At 41.5% G+C, this 19679-nt stretch carries 20 protein-coding genes; 14 read left to right on the top strand and 6 right to left on the bottom strand.

What is annotated here, in order from left to right:
* Nucleotides 1-41: 41 nt before the first annotated feature.
* Nucleotides 42-1637 (bottom strand): helix-turn-helix domain-containing protein, encoded by a 1596-nt coding sequence (locus HWQ23_RS14805; protein WP_292829596.1) that lies wholly within the window; start codon nt 1635-1637, stop codon nt 42-44.
* A gap of 1066 nt (nt 1638-2703) precedes the next feature.
* Here HWQ23_RS14805 and fdxB point away from each other — a divergent pair.
* From fdxB to HWQ23_RS14765, 8 genes are all read left to right on the top strand, one after another.
* Nucleotides 2704-2997, top strand: a complete 294-nt coding sequence (gene fdxB, locus HWQ23_RS14800) for a ferredoxin III, nif-specific (protein ID WP_292829595.1) — start codon at nt 2704-2706, stop codon at nt 2995-2997.
* Between the two features lie 526 nt (nt 2998-3523).
* A complete protein-coding gene (locus tag HWQ23_RS14795) occupies nt 3524-4525 on the top strand; it encodes a cytochrome c oxidase subunit II (RefSeq protein ID WP_292829508.1) in 1002 nt (333 codons plus the stop codon).
* A 94-nt stretch (nt 4526-4619) separates the two neighbouring features.
* The gene (gene ctaD, locus HWQ23_RS14790) at nt 4620-6308 is read left to right on the top strand and encodes a cytochrome c oxidase subunit I (protein WP_292829506.1); all 1689 of its coding nucleotides are present in this window, start codon (nt 4620-4622) and stop codon (nt 6306-6308) included.
* Nucleotides 6309-6712: 404 nt separating this feature from the next.
* Nucleotides 6713-7309 carry a cytochrome c oxidase subunit 3 gene (locus tag HWQ23_RS14785; RefSeq protein WP_292829504.1) on the top strand — a complete coding sequence of 199 codons (597 nt, stop codon included), beginning with the start codon at nt 6713-6715 and terminating at the stop codon, nt 7307-7309.
* Between the two features lie 70 nt (nt 7310-7379).
* On the top strand, nt 7380-7865 hold the full coding sequence (locus HWQ23_RS14780; protein WP_292829502.1) for a hypothetical protein: 486 nt from the start codon (nt 7380-7382) through the stop codon (nt 7863-7865).
* Nucleotides 7866-8067: 202 nt separating this feature from the next.
* Entirely contained in the window at nt 8068-8679 is a 612-nt protein-coding gene (locus HWQ23_RS14775; RefSeq protein ID WP_292829500.1) for a cysteine dioxygenase family protein, read from the top strand.
* 69 nt (nt 8680-8748) lie between these two features.
* Complete coding sequence (locus HWQ23_RS14770) at nt 8749-9243, top strand: ArsC/Spx/MgsR family protein (RefSeq protein ID WP_292829498.1); 495 nt, start codon at nt 8749-8751, stop codon at nt 9241-9243.
* Between the two features lie 318 nt (nt 9244-9561).
* Nucleotides 9562-10302 carry an HAD family hydrolase gene (locus HWQ23_RS14765; RefSeq protein WP_292829496.1) on the top strand — a complete coding sequence of 247 codons (741 nt, stop codon included), beginning with the start codon at nt 9562-9564 and terminating at the stop codon, nt 10300-10302.
* Nucleotides 10303-10362: 60 nt separating this feature from the next.
* On the opposite strand, the gene cysK is transcribed toward HWQ23_RS14765, so the two are convergent.
* On the bottom strand, nt 10363-11322 hold the full coding sequence (gene cysK, locus HWQ23_RS14760; RefSeq protein ID WP_292829494.1) for a cysteine synthase A: 960 nt from the start codon (nt 11320-11322) through the stop codon (nt 10363-10365).
* Nucleotides 11323-12352: 1030 nt separating this feature from the next.
* Between cysK and HWQ23_RS14755 the strand changes: the two genes are divergently transcribed.
* The 6 genes from HWQ23_RS14755 to HWQ23_RS14730 all read left to right on the top strand — a co-directional run bounded on the left by HWQ23_RS14755 (nt 12353) and on the right by HWQ23_RS14730 (nt 15798).
* On the top strand, nt 12353-12775 hold the full coding sequence (locus HWQ23_RS14755) for a hypothetical protein (protein WP_292829492.1): 423 nt from the start codon (nt 12353-12355) through the stop codon (nt 12773-12775).
* A gap of 39 nt (nt 12776-12814) precedes the next feature.
* Nucleotides 12815-13111: a hypothetical protein gene (locus HWQ23_RS14750; RefSeq protein WP_292829490.1), complete on the top strand. Its 297-nt coding sequence runs from the start codon at nt 12815-12817 to the stop codon at nt 13109-13111.
* 2 nt (nt 13112-13113) lie between these two features.
* The gene (locus tag HWQ23_RS14745; protein ID WP_292829488.1) at nt 13114-13425 is read left to right on the top strand and encodes a hypothetical protein; all 312 of its coding nucleotides are present in this window, start codon (nt 13114-13116) and stop codon (nt 13423-13425) included.
* A 480-nt stretch (nt 13426-13905) separates the two neighbouring features.
* Complete coding sequence (locus HWQ23_RS14740) at nt 13906-14268, top strand: hypothetical protein (protein WP_292829486.1); 363 nt, start codon at nt 13906-13908, stop codon at nt 14266-14268.
* A gap of 158 nt (nt 14269-14426) precedes the next feature.
* Nucleotides 14427-15434, top strand: coding sequence for an LLM class flavin-dependent oxidoreductase (locus tag HWQ23_RS14735; RefSeq protein WP_292829484.1), 1008 nt, complete (start codon nt 14427-14429; stop codon nt 15432-15434).
* Nucleotides 15424-15798 (top strand): hypothetical protein, encoded by a 375-nt coding sequence (locus tag HWQ23_RS14730; RefSeq protein ID WP_292829482.1) that lies wholly within the window; start codon nt 15424-15426, stop codon nt 15796-15798. The genes HWQ23_RS14735 and HWQ23_RS14730 overlap by 11 nt, the downstream gene beginning before the upstream one ends.
* Nucleotides 15799-16101: 303 nt before the next feature.
* On the opposite strand, the gene hypB is transcribed toward HWQ23_RS14730, so the two are convergent.
* The 4 genes from hypB to hypD are packed head-to-tail and all read right to left on the bottom strand — an operon-like array spanning nt 16102 to nt 19611.
* A complete protein-coding gene (gene hypB, locus HWQ23_RS14725) occupies nt 16102-16917 on the bottom strand; it encodes a hydrogenase nickel incorporation protein HypB (RefSeq protein ID WP_292829480.1) in 816 nt (271 codons plus the stop codon).
* Complete coding sequence (gene hypA / locus HWQ23_RS14720) at nt 16908-17249, bottom strand: hydrogenase maturation nickel metallochaperone HypA (RefSeq protein ID WP_292829478.1); 342 nt, start codon at nt 17247-17249, stop codon at nt 16908-16910. The genes hypB and hypA overlap by 10 nt, the downstream gene beginning before the upstream one ends.
* A 20-nt stretch (nt 17250-17269) precedes the next feature.
* Nucleotides 17270-18373, bottom strand: coding sequence for a hydrogenase expression/formation protein HypE (hypE, locus tag HWQ23_RS14715; RefSeq protein ID WP_292829476.1), 1104 nt, complete (start codon nt 18371-18373; stop codon nt 17270-17272).
* A 59-nt stretch (nt 18374-18432) separates the two neighbouring features.
* Complete coding sequence (hypD, locus tag HWQ23_RS14710; RefSeq protein WP_292829474.1) at nt 18433-19611, bottom strand: hydrogenase formation protein HypD; 1179 nt, start codon at nt 19609-19611, stop codon at nt 18433-18435.
* Between the last annotated feature and the right edge of the window lie 68 nt (nt 19612-19679).

Genomic DNA, 19679 nt, shown 5'->3' with positions numbered 1-19679 from the left:
ATCTCTGCGCTTTCCTCTGCGTTTAAATTCCAAATTCCGAATCAAGATGAAGCTATATTTAAGACTTTCCTTAACAGTACTTGGTCTTCTAATTTGGCTTTTAAACGACCATTTTCAATATCTCGAATCCAGCTTTGGCTTTTACCTGTGAGCTTTGCCAACTCTCTTTGGGAGAGATTCAAATTTTTTCGCGCTTGCAAAATCTGTTCACCCAGCAAATCGCTTGTAGTTTTGGGCTTCCTTTTGGCTTTAGCAGTTCGCCGTTGCTTCTTTTCTGATTCTGAGATTTGCTGTTCCCATTCTGGTGGGAGTTCAAAAGCCAAAATCCGCGCATTCATTAGCAGATTCCACTTACCACGGGGGCCTGTGTCTGTGAGGCGAGTTTCAGCACCACCGTCATTAGTCCAAAATTCTAATGCTTCATCTGGATCTTCGGGAATATCAATTAACTTCGCCCACAAAGGTTGAATTTCTGGTGGGTAAGTAACTGGATCGAAAATTGCCTTCATTCCATAGTGATTGAGAATTTCCAAATCGCTTTCAAAAGTTCGCAGCAGACGTTTGCGTTCTTCTCGTTGTCTGGATGCAAGGGCGACTTTTTCTTCGCCGTAAGCAATACGCAGCAAGGTAGGAATGGTAATGCGTTGTTCTTTGCCCATTTTGGTTTTAAACAGCAACCACAGCATTAGCCGGACTGCGCCTTCATGTTGCTGCCAAATACTCATGACTGTAGTTAACAGCGTTTTGGGGAGACTGCCATATTGATAGAATGCGGTTCGCTCTTTACATGCTTGTTTGTTTAAGAAATATTGTGCCCAAATGCCTGCTTTTACTTTAAAAGTTAGCCCAATAAGATATTTGCATCCGAGATTGTCTTCTTGAAAGTGGTGCTGAATGTCTACTAAGTGCCATAAGCGGCTTCCTGTAAGAGAAAATCCGTTAATTCGACCTTGTTGAGGCCAGTCAATGGAGATAATTAGAGAGCAAGCTTGCTGAACGATATTTTTCATTAAAGCTAGCTTGGCAGCTTTGCTCAAATCTTTGCGTTTTTCCATCCCCAAATATTTCTCAATTTGTCGCTCATCGATCGCAAATTCTTGCTCCCAAGGTTGATCTAAAGCTGTCGCATAAGCTGCAAAAATCAGATGTATGCAAGCGGCTCTGATGTCAAGCCCCTCAATTGCTGCTAAATCTGTGGCCTTGTCGCTCACTTTGAATGGATCTTGGATGTGAAAGGCGATCGCACCTCGCCCTTGATTGACTTGTCGGCTATAACATAAGTAGCCTTCTTCATCGGTTTCCCAGTGTAGAGATGTGCGTTGTGCTAGTACATTACAAGCTTCCCAAATAGCGATCGCTGAAGCAAATGGGTTATTCTTTCCATTAGAAAACAAGTCTAAGCTGCTAGCATCTCTCGGCTCAACTTTGCATCTCCCCTTTTTCGCCTGCGAGGGAATGGGAGAATTAGTTGGACAAGCTATTACACATTGCGGTTCTGAATAATAGCCCTCACAATTATTACAAAGACCAGGATCAACCCAGTATTCATTATTCTCTATTTTGATTGCACCCGTAGGACATTGGGGGCGGCAGTTGTCACATCCAACGCAACTGTTGTTAGGAATTGTATAAGGCATATGGCTCTTTTCCCACTCTAATCGTTGAGATGTCTGGCTCAGGTCTCCCCTGGATGAGTCCTGTTTATTCATGACTCGCTACCACATTATCTTTCTGGCGAGAATAATCTTTTCTCACCACACTCACTCCCCACATCCATATTTTTATGCCTCCAATTGGAAGCTATTTAAGCCTTTGAAACTAAGCCTAATAAAACTTCTTTATTAACTATACATTTCATGAAAAAAATGATTAATTTGTTCGTCTTGAGCTTAAAAAAATCTTTTAACATTTATTTAACTAGGTACTTAATGAACATTTTAACTTTGACAATAAAACCTTGTCCAAAGTGCTTTTAGGAAAAATTCAAGCCGATTGCAATTTGACTACCTCTGCTTTATTAATAATTTTAATATTTAATGCATGATCATATTCTGCCATAAAGTTTACAGTTCCTTCATAAATTAATTTAGTTTCTTTATCTGAAATCAGAATATTTCTTTTGTCACCATTTCTCTAAATAGTTGAATTACAGGTAAAATTAAAATTGTTGCTTGATAAAATACATATTGCATATATCAAACTGTAACTAATAAACATATATATTTGTATATATGTATACTGTTTATCTAGATTTATTTGCCTAAAGCTAAAAATATTTGCTAAAGAATATCATCACTCTTATAGATATAGTTGCATTTGCTGGAAATAAAAAACCGCATCTACACGAGGCTTTACCGATTCAGGTAGGTTTCAAACCCTCAATTTCTTTTTCTCTCATTCCTATGCAGAGCATGGGAATGGCTGCTGACGGGGCTGCTGCCTCCAGTCAGATATTGAGTCAGAGACTCGATGAATGCGTTCCCATGCGGAGCATAGGAACGAGGAAAATTTAAACATTCATAATAATTATTGGCAATAATTTTCATCTATAAATTGAAATAAAAACAATTTACCATTGTGTTCAAAGTCATCGAATTTTGATGAGATAAAAGTAAGCTTTGAATACAAACAAACAAAAGATTAGGATAATATGATGATTAAAGGACAAACAGATTGGCAGGCAAAATTGCCGAGGATTTATTCATGGCACAAGTAACAGGTTTGACGTTTGGCGGTAAGACTTGGACACCAAAATTTGCTCAGGAAATCGACAAGGACAAATGTATCGGCTGTGGCAGATGCGTTAAAGTATGCGGGTACAATGTGCTAGGTTTGAAGGCGCTTAATGAAGAAGGGGAATTTGTAGAAGACGAAGACGAAGAAGAAGTTGAACGGAAAGTAATGGCAGTTACTTCTCCCGATAACTGTATTGGTTGTGAAGCTTGCTCACGGATTTGTCCGAAGAACTGTTACACCCATGTTGCATTAAACAATTAAGGTTTTTGGAGCTAGTCAAAATTGTTGTTCATTCAAGGAGGTACTGTTTGTATAAAGCGCAAATGCGCTAGGCAAGGTAACTTGAGGGGAATACTAAATGTTTACCGGAACTAATAAAAAGTTCACAGTAAACAAATCCGTAAATCGCAAAATGTTAGCTATTAACAAACTTAAACTTGCTGCTAATATAGCCTAATCAATATTAGGGCTAACAGTGCCTCTTGGAACAACTAGCTTTTCTGTAAGTAAGGGCTAACTTTGTCATAGGAGTTGAAATATAATTTGTAATTTTATGGGGGAAAGATATGGAAAAAATCTGGAAGTTTCCCCCATTTTTTATGGCTGCACGTTAGAAAGTTAATAAGAGAATGGGGAGTAGGGAGTAGGGAATAGGGAAAGAACAAGGGAATAGGGTACAGGTTACAGGGAATAGATGAATTCCTATTACCTGTAACCTGTAACCTCTGCCCTAAAACCTAATACCAGAAAATCACACCTTAAAAGACGGTTTACACAGGTAGCATGTATGCAACAAGTTCCTGTTTCACTATGGACTCTGGTTGCTGGGATAGTAGTTACAGCAATCAGCATTTGGATTGGTCAAAACCACACTCTCATGCCGGTGCAAGCATCGTTACAAGCGCCTTTGGTAGACGGTTTTTTTAACGTCATGTTTACCATTGCGATCGCACTCTTCTTGGTGGTAGAAGGAACAATTGTAGTTTTTTTGATTCAGTTTCGTCGCCGTCCGGGTGACGATACCGATGGCGTGCCAATAGAAGGGAACTTGCCTTTAGAAGTCTTTTGGACAGCAATTCCAACAGCGATTGTCCTCCTCTTGGGCATCTACAGTGTAGATGTTTTTAACCGAATGGGCGGCTTTGATCCTGCGGGTCATCCTCATTCAGTAGCTCATGCTGCACATATGCCGGGAACTGCTCTTGCAGCTACATTAAGCGATACCTCCCAAGCAACAACTGCTCCATCAATTGCCCCAACAATTGGCATCGGCGCGTCTCCTCAAACCCTAAACAAACCAGCCGATTTAGTTGTCGATGTCAAAGGGATACAGTACGCCTGGATATTTAATTACCCCGATAGTGGCATTACCTCTGGGGAATTGCACATACCCGTCGGTGCTGATGTGCAACTCAACCTTTCAGCACAGGATGTAATTCACTCATTCTGGGTGCCAAACTTCCGCCTCAAACAAGATGCACTTCCCGGTATCCCCACTGAATTACGATTTGTCGCCACCAAACCCGGTACATATCCCGTAGTTTGTGCTGAGTTGTGCGGTGGTTATCACGGTTCAATGCGGACACAGGTAATTGTCCACACACCAGAAGAATATAATAGCTGGCGGACAGAAAATCAGATCGCTCAACAGCAAAACTTAAATCAAGTCGTTGCAATTAATCCAGCCGACTTATCAACATCAGAGTTTCTCGCGCCCCACACCCATGATATGGGAATTAGTGCAGCAACTTTAGAGTCAGTAGTCATTGGTCAGGAGAGACGCGATTAATCGCGTCTGTACAAGCGATTAATTGCGTCTGTACAAGAGTCAAATTTGATTACTTTGGACGTTTGACCCTGGACTTTGCATAAGGGTAAAAAATATGACACAGGTAGAATTTCCCCGAAATACTCCACCAGAAGAAAAGAAACCGGAAATGGTGGCTGGCCATACCTCCCATCCGAAGGCGTGGAAATGGCAGGACTATTTTACATTTAATGTTGACCACAAGGTTATTGGTATCCAATACCTAGTGACGGCGTTTGTATTCTATCTTATCGGCGGACTGATGGCGATCGCTCTGCGTGTCGAATTAGCAACACCAGATGCAGACTTCCTCGACCCCAATCTGTATAACGCTTTCATGACCAATCACGGGACGATCATGATCTTCCTGTGGATTGTCCCTAGTGCCATTGGGGGATTTGGTAACTATTTAGTGCCGTTGATGGTCGGTGCTAGGGATATGGCTTTCCCGAAGCTAAACGCGATCGCCTTTTGGTTAAATCCACCAGCAGGTGCGCTCATTTTAGGTAGTTTCATTTTTGGCGGTTCGCAATCTGGTTGGACAGCTTACCCACCTTTGAGCTTGGTGACAGCACCAATCGCTCAAACTATGTGGATACTTGCGATCGTTTTGGTGGGAACTTCCTCAATTTTGGGTTCGCTGAACTTTGTGATCACCATTTTGATGATGAAGGTTCCCAGCATGAAATGGGATCAAGTGCCCTTGTTTTGCTGGGCAATCTTGGCAACCTCCCTGCTGGCGCTTTTCTCCACACCTGTATTAGCAGCCGGTTTAGTTCTGCTGTTGTTTGACCTCAACTTTGGCACCTCCTTCTTTAAACCAGATGCAGGCGGTAACGTTGTAATTTATCAACACTTATTCTGGTTTTATTCCCACCCGGCAGTATATTTAATGATTCTGCCGATCTTCGGCATCATGTCGGAGGTAATTCCAGTTCACTCCCGCAAGCCAATTTTTGGTTATAAAGCGATCGCTTATTCTAGTGTAGCCATCTGCGTTGTCGGTTTGTTCGTCTGGGTACACCACATGTTTACCAGTGGCACACCCGGTTGGATGCGGATGTTTTTCACCATTTCCACCCTCATCGTTGCAGTTCCGACTGGCGTAAAGATTTTTGCTTGGGTTGCTACCCTCTGGGGTGGTAAAATCCGCTTCACCAGTGCGATGCTTTTCGCCATTGGCTTGTTGTCGATGTTTGTCATGGGCGGTTTAAGCGGTGTGACGATGGGAACAGCCCCCTTTGATGTTCACGTCCACGACACATATTATGTAGTAGGACATTTCCACTACGTTCTGTTTGGCGGTTCCGTGTTTGGCATTTACGCCGGTATTTATCACTGGTTCCCCAAAATGACCGGACGAATGCTGAATGAAACCTGGGGACGCGTTCACTTTGCCCTCACCTTTATCGGCACTAATCTCACCTTTTTACCCATGCACGAGTTGGGTTTGAAAGGAATGCCGCGACGAGTTGCAATGTATGACCCCCAATTTATCGACCTCAATCAAATTTGTACCTTTGGTTCATTTGTTTTGGGGATATCGGTAATTCCTTTTGCCATCAACATGATTTACAGTTGGCTGAAGGGGCCTTTGGCTGGTGATAATCCTTGGCAAGCTTTGACTTTAGAATGGACAACTAGCTCACCACCTGCAATTGAAAACTGGGAAGTGTTGCCGGTTGTGACTCATGGCCCTTATGACTACGGTCATGATAACAGGCTTGAAATACAGCCATCTGCAACACCGGAAGCTAGTACTTAGTACAGCTTTGCGTAAAAACGTAGCGTTTTTAATGCAAGCCGATGCATTAACAATGCAAGCCAACGCATTAACAATGCAAGCCGATGCATTAACAATGCAAGCCGACGCATTAACAATGCAAGCCGATGCATTAACAATGCAAGCCGATGCATTAACAATGTAAGCCGATACATTAACAATGCAAGCCGATGCATTAACAATACGAGCCGATGCATTAGCATTGTCGGGTATTACCAAATTTAATTCGCTACGAATTAATGAAATGCCGTACTTAGTTAAGAAATAACTCTTGTGGGCTTGGGCATCCTGCCTTAATCTAGGACAAGTCAGACACCCATCCCACAAGCAAATCAGGACTGTGAAGAATTGAATTGCCCGACGCTTCACCTTTGAGGGTAAACAATATGACCATAGCTACGACAAGCGAAGATCACAGTGTAGGACACGAAGAACATCCAGATTTAAGAGTTTGGGGACTTTTGACATTCCTCGCCTCTGAATCCCTGATGTTTGGAGGATTTTTTGCCACTTATTTATTTTTCCGAGGTACTACAGCCGTTTGGCCTCCAGAAGGAAGTGAAGTAGAACTACTTGTGCCGACAATTAACACCATTATTCTGGTGTCGAGTAGTTTCGTTATTCACTTCGGTGATACGGCGATTAAAAAGAATAATCTTAAGGGAATGCAACTGTGGTATGCAATTACTGCAATCATGGGTGCAATTTTCTTGGGTGGTCAGGTTTATGAGTACTCAACTTTAGGATACGGTCTGACTACCAACGTCTTCGCCAACTGCTTTTATATCATGACCGGGTTCCACGGTTTACACGTTTTTATCGGACTGTTATTGATATTACGTGTATTGTGGCGATCGCGTCGTCCCGGCGAATATTCTGCAACCAATCATACTTTCATCGAAATGACAGAAATTTACTGGCACTTCGTAGACATTATTTGGATTGTTCTGTTTACCTTAGTGTACGTTCTTACTTTGTTTTAACAAAAGTTAGGAGTTAGAAGTTAAGAATTTCTAACTCCCCACTCCCCACTCCCCACTCCCCACTCCCAATATGCAACTTGATACAAACAAATTCTCATGGTTCCAGGTTCCAGACGACATCAAAAATTTATTAATTTTAGCTGCACAAAACTGGGAGAACACATCAGAATCGGAAAAGTATATTCAACAAGCTTTAGCCCAAACTGGTGAAAATACAGATGTCTTGGTAGCAGCATATAGATTTTTCTATTATAAAAATAATTATTCTCTTGCTTTGCAAACAACAGTCAAATTATTAGATAAAATTAAAGAGCAAGAGAAACTTCCTGATGACTGGGAGCAACTTAAGCCTATATTAGTCAATCGCAAAGAAGACCCACAAATCCGATTGTACTTAAATGCTTATGCTGCTTCTGGATTAGTACTAGCGAATTTAGGTGAAATTGAGCAAGCAAAAGAAATCAGCACCAAAGTCAAACAAATAGACGAGAAGAATGATTTTGGAGCCGGAATTCTCCTGGATATTTTGACACGCCCAGCAGAAGAAGATGATTAATTAGTCAACAATTAAGGTGAACAGTCATGAACAATTGGTTATCTACTACATCGTATTCCTCTTACTCTCTCTTGGGAGCGGGTACTCATAGTAACTCTATCATTCCTCCTATTAACGTACCTACTAAACTTGATGTAGGCAGTCTTCCTAATGTCTCTCCGATCTTTGTCCTCCAATCTTATAAGCTCTCAATCTAAAAGTTATGAAAGGTAGGGATTGGCTGCTAACAGGGGATGGTGAGTATCAAGCCTGTAAATCTGTAAGATCATGGGATTTGTTGAGAGAAAACTACCGCCTTTATCGGTTTTTAACTGAGGTGGAAGATGTTCTTAATAGTGCGGATGATGAAGCCAGCCGTCTCCCAGAAATTCGGATGCTAGTAAGGCGCTTGATAGTAAATTCCTACTGGGTGCGAAGTCAAAATTTAGAGCCTTCGCCCAAAACGGGAACCTCTGTTTTACTCCTATACGATGAATTGGGTTTTCCGTTGACGGTGCAAACAGTAACATTTGCACCGGGAACCCAAGCAACCATTCATAATCATGGGACGTGGGGAGTAGTGGCGGTGTTAAAAGGCCAGGAAAAAAATACTTTTTGGCGACGCACCCCTAGCCCAGATTTTCAGGACAAAATTGAACCGACGGGAGAGATAACTCTATTTCCAGGGGATATTATTAGTTTCGCTCCCGATGCAATTCACAGTGTAGAAGCAATGGGTGATGAACCAACTGTGACTTTTAACATTTACGGCGAAACTGATCCGAATCAGAGATTTGAGTTTGATCCGGTTAAGTGTAGTGCTAAAAACTTTTAGCATCACGCGGTAGGGGCGCATATTTGTGCGCCCCTATAAACAAATAGTATTTTACTAAGAGGTAGTTGAATGGCAAGGGTAATTTTCTATAGCAAACCAGGCTGTAAAGGTGGTACTAAGCAAAAGGTTTTGCTAACAGCTGCTGGTCATGAGGTGATACCATACAACCTGCTAACAGAATCTTGGACAGTTGAGCGGTTGCGTTCATTTTTTGGCGATCGCCCCGTAGCCGAATGGTTTAATCCTTCCTCCCCAAAGGTAAAATCTGGTGAGGTGGTTCCTGAAAAAATCGATGCAGAAACCGCTTTGGGGCTGATGTTGAGAGAGCCATTGTTAATTCGCCGTCCTTTGTTAGAAATAGGCGACCGCCGCGAGGTAGGATTCGATGCAGAAAAGATCGATGCTTGGATTGGCTTAAAGCCTGTGGATGAGTCCTTGCAAGAAATCAGCGAAAATCTGATGAAGCAAGATTTGCAAAACTGCTCCCACGGTAATGATCATAGTCATCATCACCATAATCAGCAGGGTGAACAGCATCAAAAGCAAGGCAAGTGTAGTCATTAGATTTCTTGCAAAAATCCCTAACACCCCACCCCCAATCCCTTCCCGCAAGCAAGGAGGGGAGACAAAGCGTAGCTTTGGCGGGTGGGGTTTTTATTGACAATGCGATTGTTTCGATTGACAATGCGATTGTTTCGGCTTGCAAAAATTAACACACCCTTTCTTTACGGTGTTCTTTAAGTAAATAAACCACGGGTTAAGACCACGGCAATGCCTTAAATGGTGTTAAACCCGATAACAGGAGTATTAAGCTTATAATTTTTAGAGTTATACAACAAATAGCAGGATAAAATTTTTGGTAGCGATGTTATCTTGCTATTTGTGGCTGAATATATAGTTAGCTTGGCAATGAAAACTGTTCTCTTCGACTTAGACGATACTCTTATCCGCCATGACGCTGCGATTAGAGGTGCATCTGAGGAACTGTTCGTGCAGGTTTTGCCTGGACGAAGCCAAGACTGTAACGTATTTGTAGAGAAATGGATATCAGCTAACGCTTCGTGGTATCGCAAATTCTACGACGGTCAGGTAAGTTTTCAGGAGTCAGGACGGGGGAAGTTGCGAGAGTCGTTTAGTGAATATGGATGTGTATTTTCCGATAGGACGGCTGATGCTCTGCTGTTGGAGTACTGGGAGCGTTATGTTGGGTTGTGCCAGTTGTTTGATGATGTCCTAGAATGCCTTGGGGAATTAGACGAGTACAAGGTTGGAGTCATAACAAATGGTCAAGAGGCTCAACAGATTAACAAACTCAAACACTGTGGTATTTTTTCAAAATTCGATGTCGTTGTCACATCCCAAAGAGCAGGAGCGGCGAAACCATCGGCAGAGATATTTGTATACGCGTGTAAGCAGCTTAGAGAATCTGCATCAGATTGCATCTACATTGGGGATAACTTGAAGTTGGATGCGATCGCTGCGACAAAAGCTGGAATGCTGGGAGTGTGGCTTGACCGTGAACAGAAGACTTCCGAGATTGACTTCTATGATCGGGACAAGATTAATAGTCTTTCGCAAGTACCTGCGCTATTGGCAAAGCTAACAAGGACAAGCACCGAATGAAACGCTAGAGCCAAATGAGAGGGACAGAGAGATTCATTACTCCGTTGTCCCCCTGTCTCCTTACCGCACCCCAGCAGTTTCTAAGGACAAATCTTGAAACATGGGTGTGCTGAGGTAACGTTCACCAAAGGAAGGCTGAATCATCACGATTAAACGTCCGGCATTTTCTGGACGTTTACCTACTTGAATTGCGGCGCACAAAGCTGCACCAGAGGATATCCCAGATAATAAGCCTTCTTCTTTTGCTAAACGTCGCCCATAAGCGATCGCTTGTTCATCGCTGACTCTAATTACTTCATCAACCAATTCCAAACGGAGAACATCTGGGATAAATCCGGCACCAATACCTTGAATTTTATGTGGCCCGGCTTCACCGCCAGAGAGAACTGGGCTGTTGCTGGGTTCAACTGCGATCGCTTGAAAAGTCGGCTTGCGCTGTTTGATTACTTCTGCAATACCAGTTATCGTCCCACCAGTACCTACCCCAGCTACAACAATATCTACTTCCCCGTCTGTATCTGCCCAAATTTCTTCTGCGGTGGTTTCTTGGTGAACTTTGGGATTGGCAGGGTTGCGAAACTGTTGCAGCATGAAAGCATTGGGAGTATTAGCCACAATTTCTTCGGCTTTGCGAATTGCTCCCCGCATCCCCTCAGCACCTGGTGTCAATTCTAAAGACGCACCATAAGCTCTAAGCATAGCCCGTCGTTCTTGGCTCATTGTCTCTGGCATTGTTAAAATCAAACGGTAGCCACGCGCTGCTGCTACCATCGCTAGAGCAATTCCTGTATTACCGGAAGTTGGCTCTACTAAAATGGTCTTTCCAGGGAAAATTGAACCAGATGCTTCTGCTGAGAGCACCATACTTAACCCAATGCGGTCTTTCACCGAAGCCGCTGGGTTCATACCTTCTAATTTCACAACTATCCTTGCTACTACTCCCTCAGCTTGAGGAATCTTGTTCAGTTGAACTAAAGGAGTTCGTCCGATAAGTTCTGTTACGTCTTGAGCAATCCGCATTATTTAACTCCTAAAATCCTAAATATTAGTAGAGAGTATTTACTTGTAACAATAAGATGAATGTGTATTTAATTTGTAGTTTAGTGTCAATGAGTGCATATACTCTGTATTCTAACTAAACTACAAAATCTGAAAGTTTAGCAAGAACTTTTATCAGATGTTCCCATTGATTATCACTTCAGCACACGTCTAACTTGCCATACTTCTATTTTACCATTTGTAATTGCTGACTATTGCTCCTTGGGCATAGATTCGGTTAATTGAATTCTCTATATAGGAATAATTTTTACCATTTTTTCCAATATTTTGTATTTTTCATGGAAATATAATTTACTTCCAAAAGATTTAATTGTTTTTCCTAATTTATTAGTATATCTTGATCAAGAGACATTGATATTTTCTTTTGAGTGCAGGTTTTGTCCGCCCAAAATTGGATCAAAAACAGCCCCTAACCATTGCCTATATTGCTTTCAGGTTGAGTGCAGAAATACTAGAACCCCACCTCGAAAATACTAGAACCCCTTCCCAAAAACACTAGCACCCATACCCCAATAAATTTTTGTAAGACTTGTCAGATGGGAATTACAGGCTTTGAGTACTATTCTAATAAATTTAATAATCTTAACGGGGCTGGGGTAAACTGTTTTGTGGAGAGCGGCTGATATAAATCGTATAGGATTTACGCAGAGATTCCCCTCTACCCCCCAACATTCCTGAGCGAAAGCTTAGTGAACTAGGGGGGACTTCTTAATCTCCCTTTTGAGAGTAGGATGAAACCAGATTCCCGAATCTAAGTGCGTTATTTCTGACTGAACAATCCTACGTTTTGTGAAAAGGTTGGTAACTTTTATGTAGTCGGTGGTCAGCAGGAATTAGGAAAATAGCTGACAACTAACAATTTTGAAAATTACCGTCTACAGATATTTTAATATCAAAACTGTTTGAGAGGTAGAAATATATAGCTACTTTAGAGAAACAGCAAAAGATATTTTCTTACTGGGTGCATACTACCTAGGAAGGGAGAGCTAAGATGAAAGCCAAACTTTTAAATCTTCTTACAGTTTGCTTAGTTGCCTTAGCAGTGCTTTCTCCAGAATTAGTAGTATTTGGCATAGTTTGGGAACGACATCTAGAGTTAGTAAAATCTCAGAATTTAGCCTGGGAAGTCAACAAGACTAGTAGAGATGCTCCCGCCTTAGCTCCCCAGACAGAGGGTACACATTCCCCTCAGGCTAGCATCCAATCCTCTGATCGTAATGTGGTTCATCAAATGCTGACTGTTGCTGAACAATATAAATTTGCTACTATCCTGCAATGGTTCTTCTTGTTAACCCCTATTTGTGTTGGATTAGGGATTCTCTTTTACGACAGATATCTTGTTCATCGTGCTGCTGTTTTAAAAGAACAAGTTGAAATGTTGGAAAGACTGTGGCAGCAAAGTATCGAACAGTAACTCATTCACAATTTACTCACTCAAATCAACAAAATTATCATGACAGAACAACGCGAACAACTGTATTTTAATCTGATTGATGAGTTACTTAAATGCCCTAATGGTCAAGAACCAGAAATTTTAGAATCTAAGCCAGAATTGATTGATTCTGGTTTAGTACAAACAATGTTACAAGTAGCAACTATGTTTGCCCATGAAGGCAATCAAGATGGTGCCCAATTTTTATTTTTTGTGGCGCGTGAGCTAGCTAAAGAACTCGGTTTATACCCGGAAGTTCCCAATACTGAAGCTGCAAATCCTGAAGCTGCAAATCCTGAAGTTGCAAATAAGGAGTAAAAATGCTTTTGACTTCAACGGATGCCGGACAAATAGCTTTAGAACTGCTGATGGCAGATTGGAATATTTCAGAAGAGAACAGAGAGTGGTTCACAATCTTTAACTCTCGTCTGATTGGCGAGAGTTGGTACACTGTGGAATTAGGTGTAGAAGGATTTCCAGATAGATGGTTTCTTCAAGTATATGACAATGGAGTATGTGATCCAAACTATACATTTATATCACCAATCGGTACTTCTGAAGGATTCACTGACTGTATAAATCTGCCAGATATCATAGCAGAGGTCTTAGTTTGTGAACGCAATGCTCGATAATAAAAATTAAAAATTTAGAATTCAACATTGAAATGTGCTAATTAAATGCATTTTATTTGAATTCATAATTTTCGATATCAGAGTATTTGGGAGCATCTGAATGGGTGCAAATATACCTGGCGATTAGAAATCGCGGCTACACAAAAAAAGTCCACCTGCGCGGACTCTAGAGATTTGAAACCCACCTCCGTGGGTTTTGTCTGTATAGCCTGCGCCAGTGCGCCCTTGCGGCTCTTTGCCCACTTTTCCCTTGCGCGGTCTCCCCCAAAGAGAAGCAACTGGCATGCGAATTGCATTCGCCAGGGCTATTCAAACCAATACTTTCATATTTCATTCAATATAAAGATGCTTTACGCAAATCTGAGGTGATACCAAATAAGGTACACCTCTTTTATTATGTAAAATTTAATATTTTATTTAAGCTTAATCAGCTATTTTGTCATATTTAACTGACAAAATTATGTTATATTAAATAGCGTGATGGACGCTACAGAAATATCAGTTCCAATGATTGCTGAAGATATCTTAGCCAAGGAATTCACAAGAGTCGTCAACCATTACTACCCGCAAGTTGGGGAATTGCTGGATGGGTGTTATGTGAAAGTCATCACCTGTTTTTGGGGACGACCTGCTAGACGCTTGCAATATATAGGAATTTATTGCTCTGACGAAATGATTTTCTGTGTGCAAGCTCAAAAAGAAATACTCAGAGAAGTAGCAGACAACATGGGTCTAATACAGGTAGTCTGCATGAATGCCAAGCGATTGTTGCGCGATCCGATGTCGAAGGTCAAAGACAACAACCCACGCCTATGGTTGGAGTTGCAGTGGGTTGCCAGTTAGTGATTCATCGCATTAATTGAGAGGAGTAAATGCGTTTGTAGTAAGTACTTTAGTGCTTAAATATTCAAATACTAAAGTGCTTACTACAAACCTATCAAATGCGATAGACCACTAGAATAGCGAGCAACTAAGGTGAGTACAAAGTATTAACGCAAGTAATGAAAACTGGAATTTTCTGCAATTACGATAATTATCACCAAGATGCTCGTCGTGCCATCTTTGAGCAAGTCGCGCTGGTAAAACAGGCAGAAAGCTTGGGTTTTGAGTCAGCTTGGGTGAGTGAGCATCATTTTAGTGAATCCAATCTCAGCCCGTCGATGTTGCTGTTAATGGCACACTTGGCGGGATTGACTTCAACTATCCAATTAGGCACTGCGGCGGTGCTATTGCCATTCCATAACCCGATTAGGGTAGCGGAAGATATTGCGACTTTGGATAACTTGTGCAATGGACGATTATTATTTGGAGTTGCTAAAGGCGGCCCCTTTCCCGAACAAAACAAGCATTTTGCGACACTAGCAAGTGAATCCCGTCCCAAGATGCTAGAGGCGATCGCATTGATTCAAAAGCTCTTATATGAAACTGATGTATCATTTAATGGGCAATATTATCAATGCGATCGCCTGACAATTTACCCAAAACCATTGCAGAGTCAAATACCAATGTATGTTGCCACTGGCGGCGATGACGGTATCGAGTTGGCCGCTAAACATTCCTTCAGCTTGATGGGTGGGCCGCCATTTTCTCTAGAGAGATTGAAGGATACTGTTACCAAATATCGAGCCTTAAATTCTAGCGGTGCAGAAAACTTCGTACTAGCACGCTTCTTTTTTGTTGGCAAAACATTTGATGAGGCAGTGAGTGAAGCGTTACCTTTCGTTCGCAAATTTAGCCAGAAAATGAAAGCTAATTCGGCTCAAGTATTGCAAAACAGTGCGAATCCAAACCAAAAACCATTTGATCGCACAAATATTTGTTTCGATGAAGACTATTTGATTGAGAACTCAATTATCGGTGATGTGGAGACTTGTCGAGACAAAATCAAGAAATTTCAGGACGAATTAAATTTAGGTACGCTAGCACTCAAACCCTCATCTGCGGATCTGCAAAAAAACCTAGAGAGTTTGACGCGCTACAACCAAGAGGTGCGAAATTATGTCTTCTAAACTATACCTGCTTCCTCCCGATGATTTACCTCCAACTGAGGTAACGAAACAGGATGGAATGCTGCAAATGGAGCTAGAACAGTCTACTGGCAAATGTTTTTTTCAAGCCTGCGATCGCATTACGCGAGTACTGTTATCTAATTGTCAGTGGTATCTCACAACAAATGCTAGCATCCTAACATTAATTATTGACTGCCCTGACTTAGTATCTTACTGGCATATCGTCAGCAATATTCCCCAGTTGGGTAATAGGTTAGAGCGGTTTGCTACGAATGGTAAAATCCGCGTTTATCCGCCATTTGGCAAAGGGATGCCGTTTGAAATCAGCGTAAATGAAATATCAGCTTATCGAGATTGGCTTTGAGGTAAATAGGCATGAACTGGGAATCACAAAAAATATAGCTTATTCACTCTTATCGCTGTCTTCCACCCTGTACTCCTAAAGTGCAGGGTGTTGCAATTTTAGAAGAATTACATTATTCTTTTTATTTCAGATAAAGAGGTATTTGGGGCTGTATAAGACGGTTTAAGAGGCTAGTTAAATTTTAAATTTTTTCTTTAAAATAGGTTTTAGTTTAAACGCAGAGGGACGCTTTCGCAAAGCGTCTGTCTGCGACACGCTGCGCGAACGCAGAGAAGGAAAGCGCAGAAGGGCGCAAAGTTTTTGTTATAACGATGCAGTTAGCCACGCATACCAATTCTCTAACCCAGCACCAGTAGTTGCAGAAATTTGAAAAATCTGAATTTGGGGATTTACTTGTTTAGCATATTCTATGCACTTTTGAACATCAAAATCTACATAAGGTAGCAAATCAATTTTAGTGAGAATCATTACATCACTAGCACGGAACATATGCGGGTATTTTAGCGGCTTATCTTCTCCTTCGGTAACGGAGAGAATCACGACTTTTGCATTTTCTCCTAAATCAAATAAGGCTGGACAAACCAAATTTCCGACATTTTCAATCATCACAATTGAGTCCAGTGGCGGATTCAGTTGTTGCAAACCCCTGTCTATCATTGATGCATCTAAATGGCAGCCTGTTCCGGTGTTGATTTGGATGACTTTAGACCCTGTTTCTTGAATTTTTTTGGCATCATTAGCAGTTTCTTGGTCGCCTTCAATCACACTAATAGATAATTTATGCTTTAAATCATTGATGGTTCGCGTTAAAAGAGTTGTTTTCCCTGCACCGGGAGAACTCATTAAATTTAAGGCGAGAATATTTCGACCTTTAAACCATCCCCGATTTTGGGCAGCTATCAAATTATTTTTTGCCAATATATCCTGTTCTAAGGATATCGTTGTGTTGTGTATTTTGGCATGAATTTGAGACGCTTCTATATGAGTGTCGTGACTATGTGAATGAGTGATGACAGTACCATCTGGTAAAGTATGATAATGGTTATGTTCAGCTTCACCTGTTTGCAAATTGGTAATTTTAGTTTCGCCATCATCAGAACAACCGCAGGTTACACACATAATTCCTCTATTTCTATTTCTTTAATTTTCAGTTCTTCACCAGTAATTAAATCTAATTGCACGTTACCGCAGCTACAGACACCAAATGGTTTATCTAAATAAATTTCTGCACCACATTGCCGACATTTTGCTAAACCTGGGATTTCCAAAATTTCTAATGTCGCCCCTTCTAAAACTGTACCTTGAGTGCAAATATCAAAACAAAATCGGATAGCATCGGGCATAATAGCTGAAAGTTTGCCGATTTCTAATAAAACTCGCTGCACTTTTGCACCTTTGGCGTGTTCAGATACAATTGCCACAATATTTTGAGTAATTCCAAGTTCGTGCATACGATAAAATCTATTAAATATTAACAAATTCGTGGCAATTGGTCGCCTACTAGCATATCAACAATCCTTTCAGCACCAAAAAGTGTTTTTAATAATACGATACCTGAGGGTGAAGTAATAACTTCGCCAATAATACAAGCATCTTTTCCTGCTGGATGAGATTTCATGGCAGATAAAACAGCTTCTGCGTATTTACCTGCCACCACCACAACTAACTTACCTTCATTAGCTAAATACAATGGGTCTAAACCGAGAATTTCGCAAACTCCGTTGACTTCTTCACGCACTGGAATAGATTCTTCGTAGAGACGAATTCCCACATCGGAACTAAGGGCGAATTCATTTAAGACTGTGGCTAAACCACCGCGTGTAGCATCTCGCATAGCATGAATTTGGGGACATGCATGAAGAATAGTTTCTACTAAACTATGCAAGGGCTGACAATCACTTTCAATATTAGTTACTAAGGCTAATTCACCACGGGCAATTAAAATTGCTGCGCCATGATTGCCGATTTCACCATTAATTATTACGGCATCTCCAGGTTGAATATTATGAGCAGAAATATTAACTCCTCGCGGGATAATACCAATACCAGCAGTATTAATAAAGAGTTTATCGGCAGCACCACGATGTACAACTTTTGTGTCACCAGTGACAATTTGGACACTAGCTTTTTTTGCGGCTGCTTTCATGCTGGCTGCGACACGCCGTAAGGTTTCTACAGGTAATCCTTCTTCTAAAATTACACTACAAGTTAGATATAAAGGTTTAGCACCGCTTACAGCTAAATCATTAACTGTACCGTTGACGGCTAGTTCTCCTATATCACTGCCGGGAAAAAATAACGGGTCTACAACATAGGAATCTGTTGTAAATGCGAGTCTGTCTCCTTGTTGTATGAGAGAGGCTAAGTTGAAGCTGGCTTGGTCTTCTAGTTGGGAGAGAATCGGGTTATCAAAATTGCTGACGAATATATCATCTATTAAATCACGCATGGCTTTGCCACCGCTACCATGTGCGAGAGTTATATGAGTGTCTTGCACTTTACTTTGGCGACGGCGGACTTGTTCTATTTTTTGGAATAGGGGATTTTGGATTGGGTTTGTGGGGGAAATGTTCATATTAAAATTTTTTTAAACGCAAAGGGGCGCAAAGGGAAGCGCAGAGGTACGCAGAGTATTTAGTCTGAGGAGAAGCCGCAGGCGGGGAGAGGTTCTTGAGTTATTTTTGGTTTTTGGGCGATTGTTCTTTTGGCAATGGTGGAGAGTCGCCCATATTTGTAATAGGCTGCACAAGCGCCTTCAGTAGATACCATGCAAGTACCAATGGGGGTTTCTGGTGTGCAAGCTGTACCGAATACTTTACACTCCCAAGGTTTTAAGACTCCTTTGAGAATTTCTCCACATTTACAAGCTTTGTGATCGGCTATTTTGAGATTAGGGATGGTAAATTTAAGTTCGGCATCAAATTGGGCATATTCAGGTTGAATTTTTAATCCTGAATAGGGGATATCACCTAAGCCACGCCAATCAAAACTATCTCGCACGGCGAAAACTTTGTTGATGGCTTGCAGCGCTACTGTGTTTCCGCTTTTCTGGACAATTCGGTTATATTGGTTTTCGACTTCACAACGATTTTCTACTAGCTGTTGCAATAACATCCAAATTGATTGAAGAATATCTAAGGGTTCAAATCCTGAGACGACTATTGGCTTATTATATTGTTGGGAAATAAATTTATAAGGCTCAGTGCCAATTACCATGCTGACATGACCAGGCCCAACAAATCCATCCAGTTGTAAGTCGGGATTATCTAATAGTGCTTTGAGGGCGGGAATCACGAGGACGTGATTGCTAAACATACTAAAGTTATCAATTTTCTCGGCTGCTGCTTGCAGAATGGTGAAGGCGGTGCTGGGGGCTGTGGTTTCAAAGCCTAATGCAAAGAAGACTACTTGTTTGTCGGGGTTATCTCTGGCAATTTGCAGGCTGTCTAGGGGAGAGTACACCATACGGATGTCTGCACCTTGTGCCCTAGCTTGCAATAAACTGGTTTTGGAACCGGGAACTCGCATTGCGTCGCCAAAGGTGGCAAAAATGACGTTAGAATTTTGGGAGATTGCGATCGCATCATCTAATCTCCCTTTTGGCATAACGCATACTGGACAACCAGGCCCATGAATTAATTCAATGGTTTGGGGTAATATTTCTTCGATACCGTATTTAAATATGGAATGGGTATGTCCGCCGCATACTTCCATGATTTTGATGGGTTTTTCTAGCTGGTTGCATAATTTGGCAATTTCGCGGCGTATGGCTTCAGCTTTTTCTGGTTCGCGGAATTCGTCAACATATTTCATAGGATGTGTATCAGTTAATTTCGCTTTTGTGGTAATGAGTTTTTTTTAACGAACCGCGTACTCCTGCG

This window comes from Nostoc sp. JL33 (assembly GCF_017114985.1).
GTDB lineage: Bacteria > Cyanobacteriota > Cyanobacteriia > Cyanobacteriales > Nostocaceae > Nostoc.
Note: the sequence above shows the minus strand (reverse complement) of the source record. Positions and strands in the feature narration are given on the sequence as shown.

Excerpts from the sequence above, each read along its gene's own strand:
- fdxB (WP_292829595.1), top strand. The coding sequence starts at position 2,704 with ATGGCACAAGTAACAGGTTTGACGTTTGGCGGTAAGACTTGGACACCA.
- ctaD (WP_292829506.1), top strand. The coding sequence starts at position 4,620 with ATGACACAGGTAGAATTTCCCCGAAATACTCCACCAGAAGAAAAGAAA.
- cysK (WP_292829494.1), bottom strand. The coding sequence starts at position 11,322 with ATGCGGATTGCTCAAGACGTAACAGAACTTATCGGACGAACTCCTTTA.
- hypA (WP_292829478.1), bottom strand. The coding sequence starts at position 17,249 with ATGCACGAACTTGGAATTACTCAAAATATTGTGGCAATTGTATCTGAA.
- HWQ23_RS14730 (WP_292829482.1), top strand. The coding sequence starts at position 15,424 with ATGTCTTCTAAACTATACCTGCTTCCTCCCGATGATTTACCTCCAACT.
- HWQ23_RS14740 (WP_292829486.1), top strand. The coding sequence starts at position 13,906 with ATGGACGCTACAGAAATATCAGTTCCAATGATTGCTGAAGATATCTTA.
- HWQ23_RS14785 (WP_292829504.1), top strand. The coding sequence starts at position 6,713 with ATGACCATAGCTACGACAAGCGAAGATCACAGTGTAGGACACGAAGAA.
- HWQ23_RS14775 (WP_292829500.1), top strand. The coding sequence starts at position 8,068 with ATGAAAGGTAGGGATTGGCTGCTAACAGGGGATGGTGAGTATCAAGCC.
- HWQ23_RS14750 (WP_292829490.1), top strand. The coding sequence starts at position 12,815 with ATGACAGAACAACGCGAACAACTGTATTTTAATCTGATTGATGAGTTA.
- HWQ23_RS14805 (WP_292829596.1), bottom strand. The coding sequence starts at position 1,637 with ATGCCTTATACAATTCCTAACAACAGTTGCGTTGGATGTGACAACTGC.
- HWQ23_RS14745 (WP_292829488.1), top strand. The coding sequence starts at position 13,114 with ATGCTTTTGACTTCAACGGATGCCGGACAAATAGCTTTAGAACTGCTG.
- hypB (WP_292829480.1), bottom strand. The coding sequence starts at position 16,917 with ATGTGTGTAACCTGCGGTTGTTCTGATGATGGCGAAACTAAAATTACC.
- HWQ23_RS14795 (WP_292829508.1), top strand. The coding sequence starts at position 3,524 with ATGCAACAAGTTCCTGTTTCACTATGGACTCTGGTTGCTGGGATAGTA.
- hypE (WP_292829476.1), bottom strand. The coding sequence starts at position 18,373 with ATGAACATTTCCCCCACAAACCCAATCCAAAATCCCCTATTCCAAAAA.
- HWQ23_RS14780 (WP_292829502.1), top strand. The coding sequence starts at position 7,380 with ATGCAACTTGATACAAACAAATTCTCATGGTTCCAGGTTCCAGACGAC.
- HWQ23_RS14770 (WP_292829498.1), top strand. The coding sequence starts at position 8,749 with ATGGCAAGGGTAATTTTCTATAGCAAACCAGGCTGTAAAGGTGGTACT.
- HWQ23_RS14755 (WP_292829492.1), top strand. The coding sequence starts at position 12,353 with ATGAAAGCCAAACTTTTAAATCTTCTTACAGTTTGCTTAGTTGCCTTA.
- HWQ23_RS14735 (WP_292829484.1), top strand. The coding sequence starts at position 14,427 with ATGAAAACTGGAATTTTCTGCAATTACGATAATTATCACCAAGATGCT.
- hypD (WP_292829474.1), bottom strand. The coding sequence starts at position 19,611 with ATGAAATATGTTGACGAATTCCGCGAACCAGAAAAAGCTGAAGCCATA.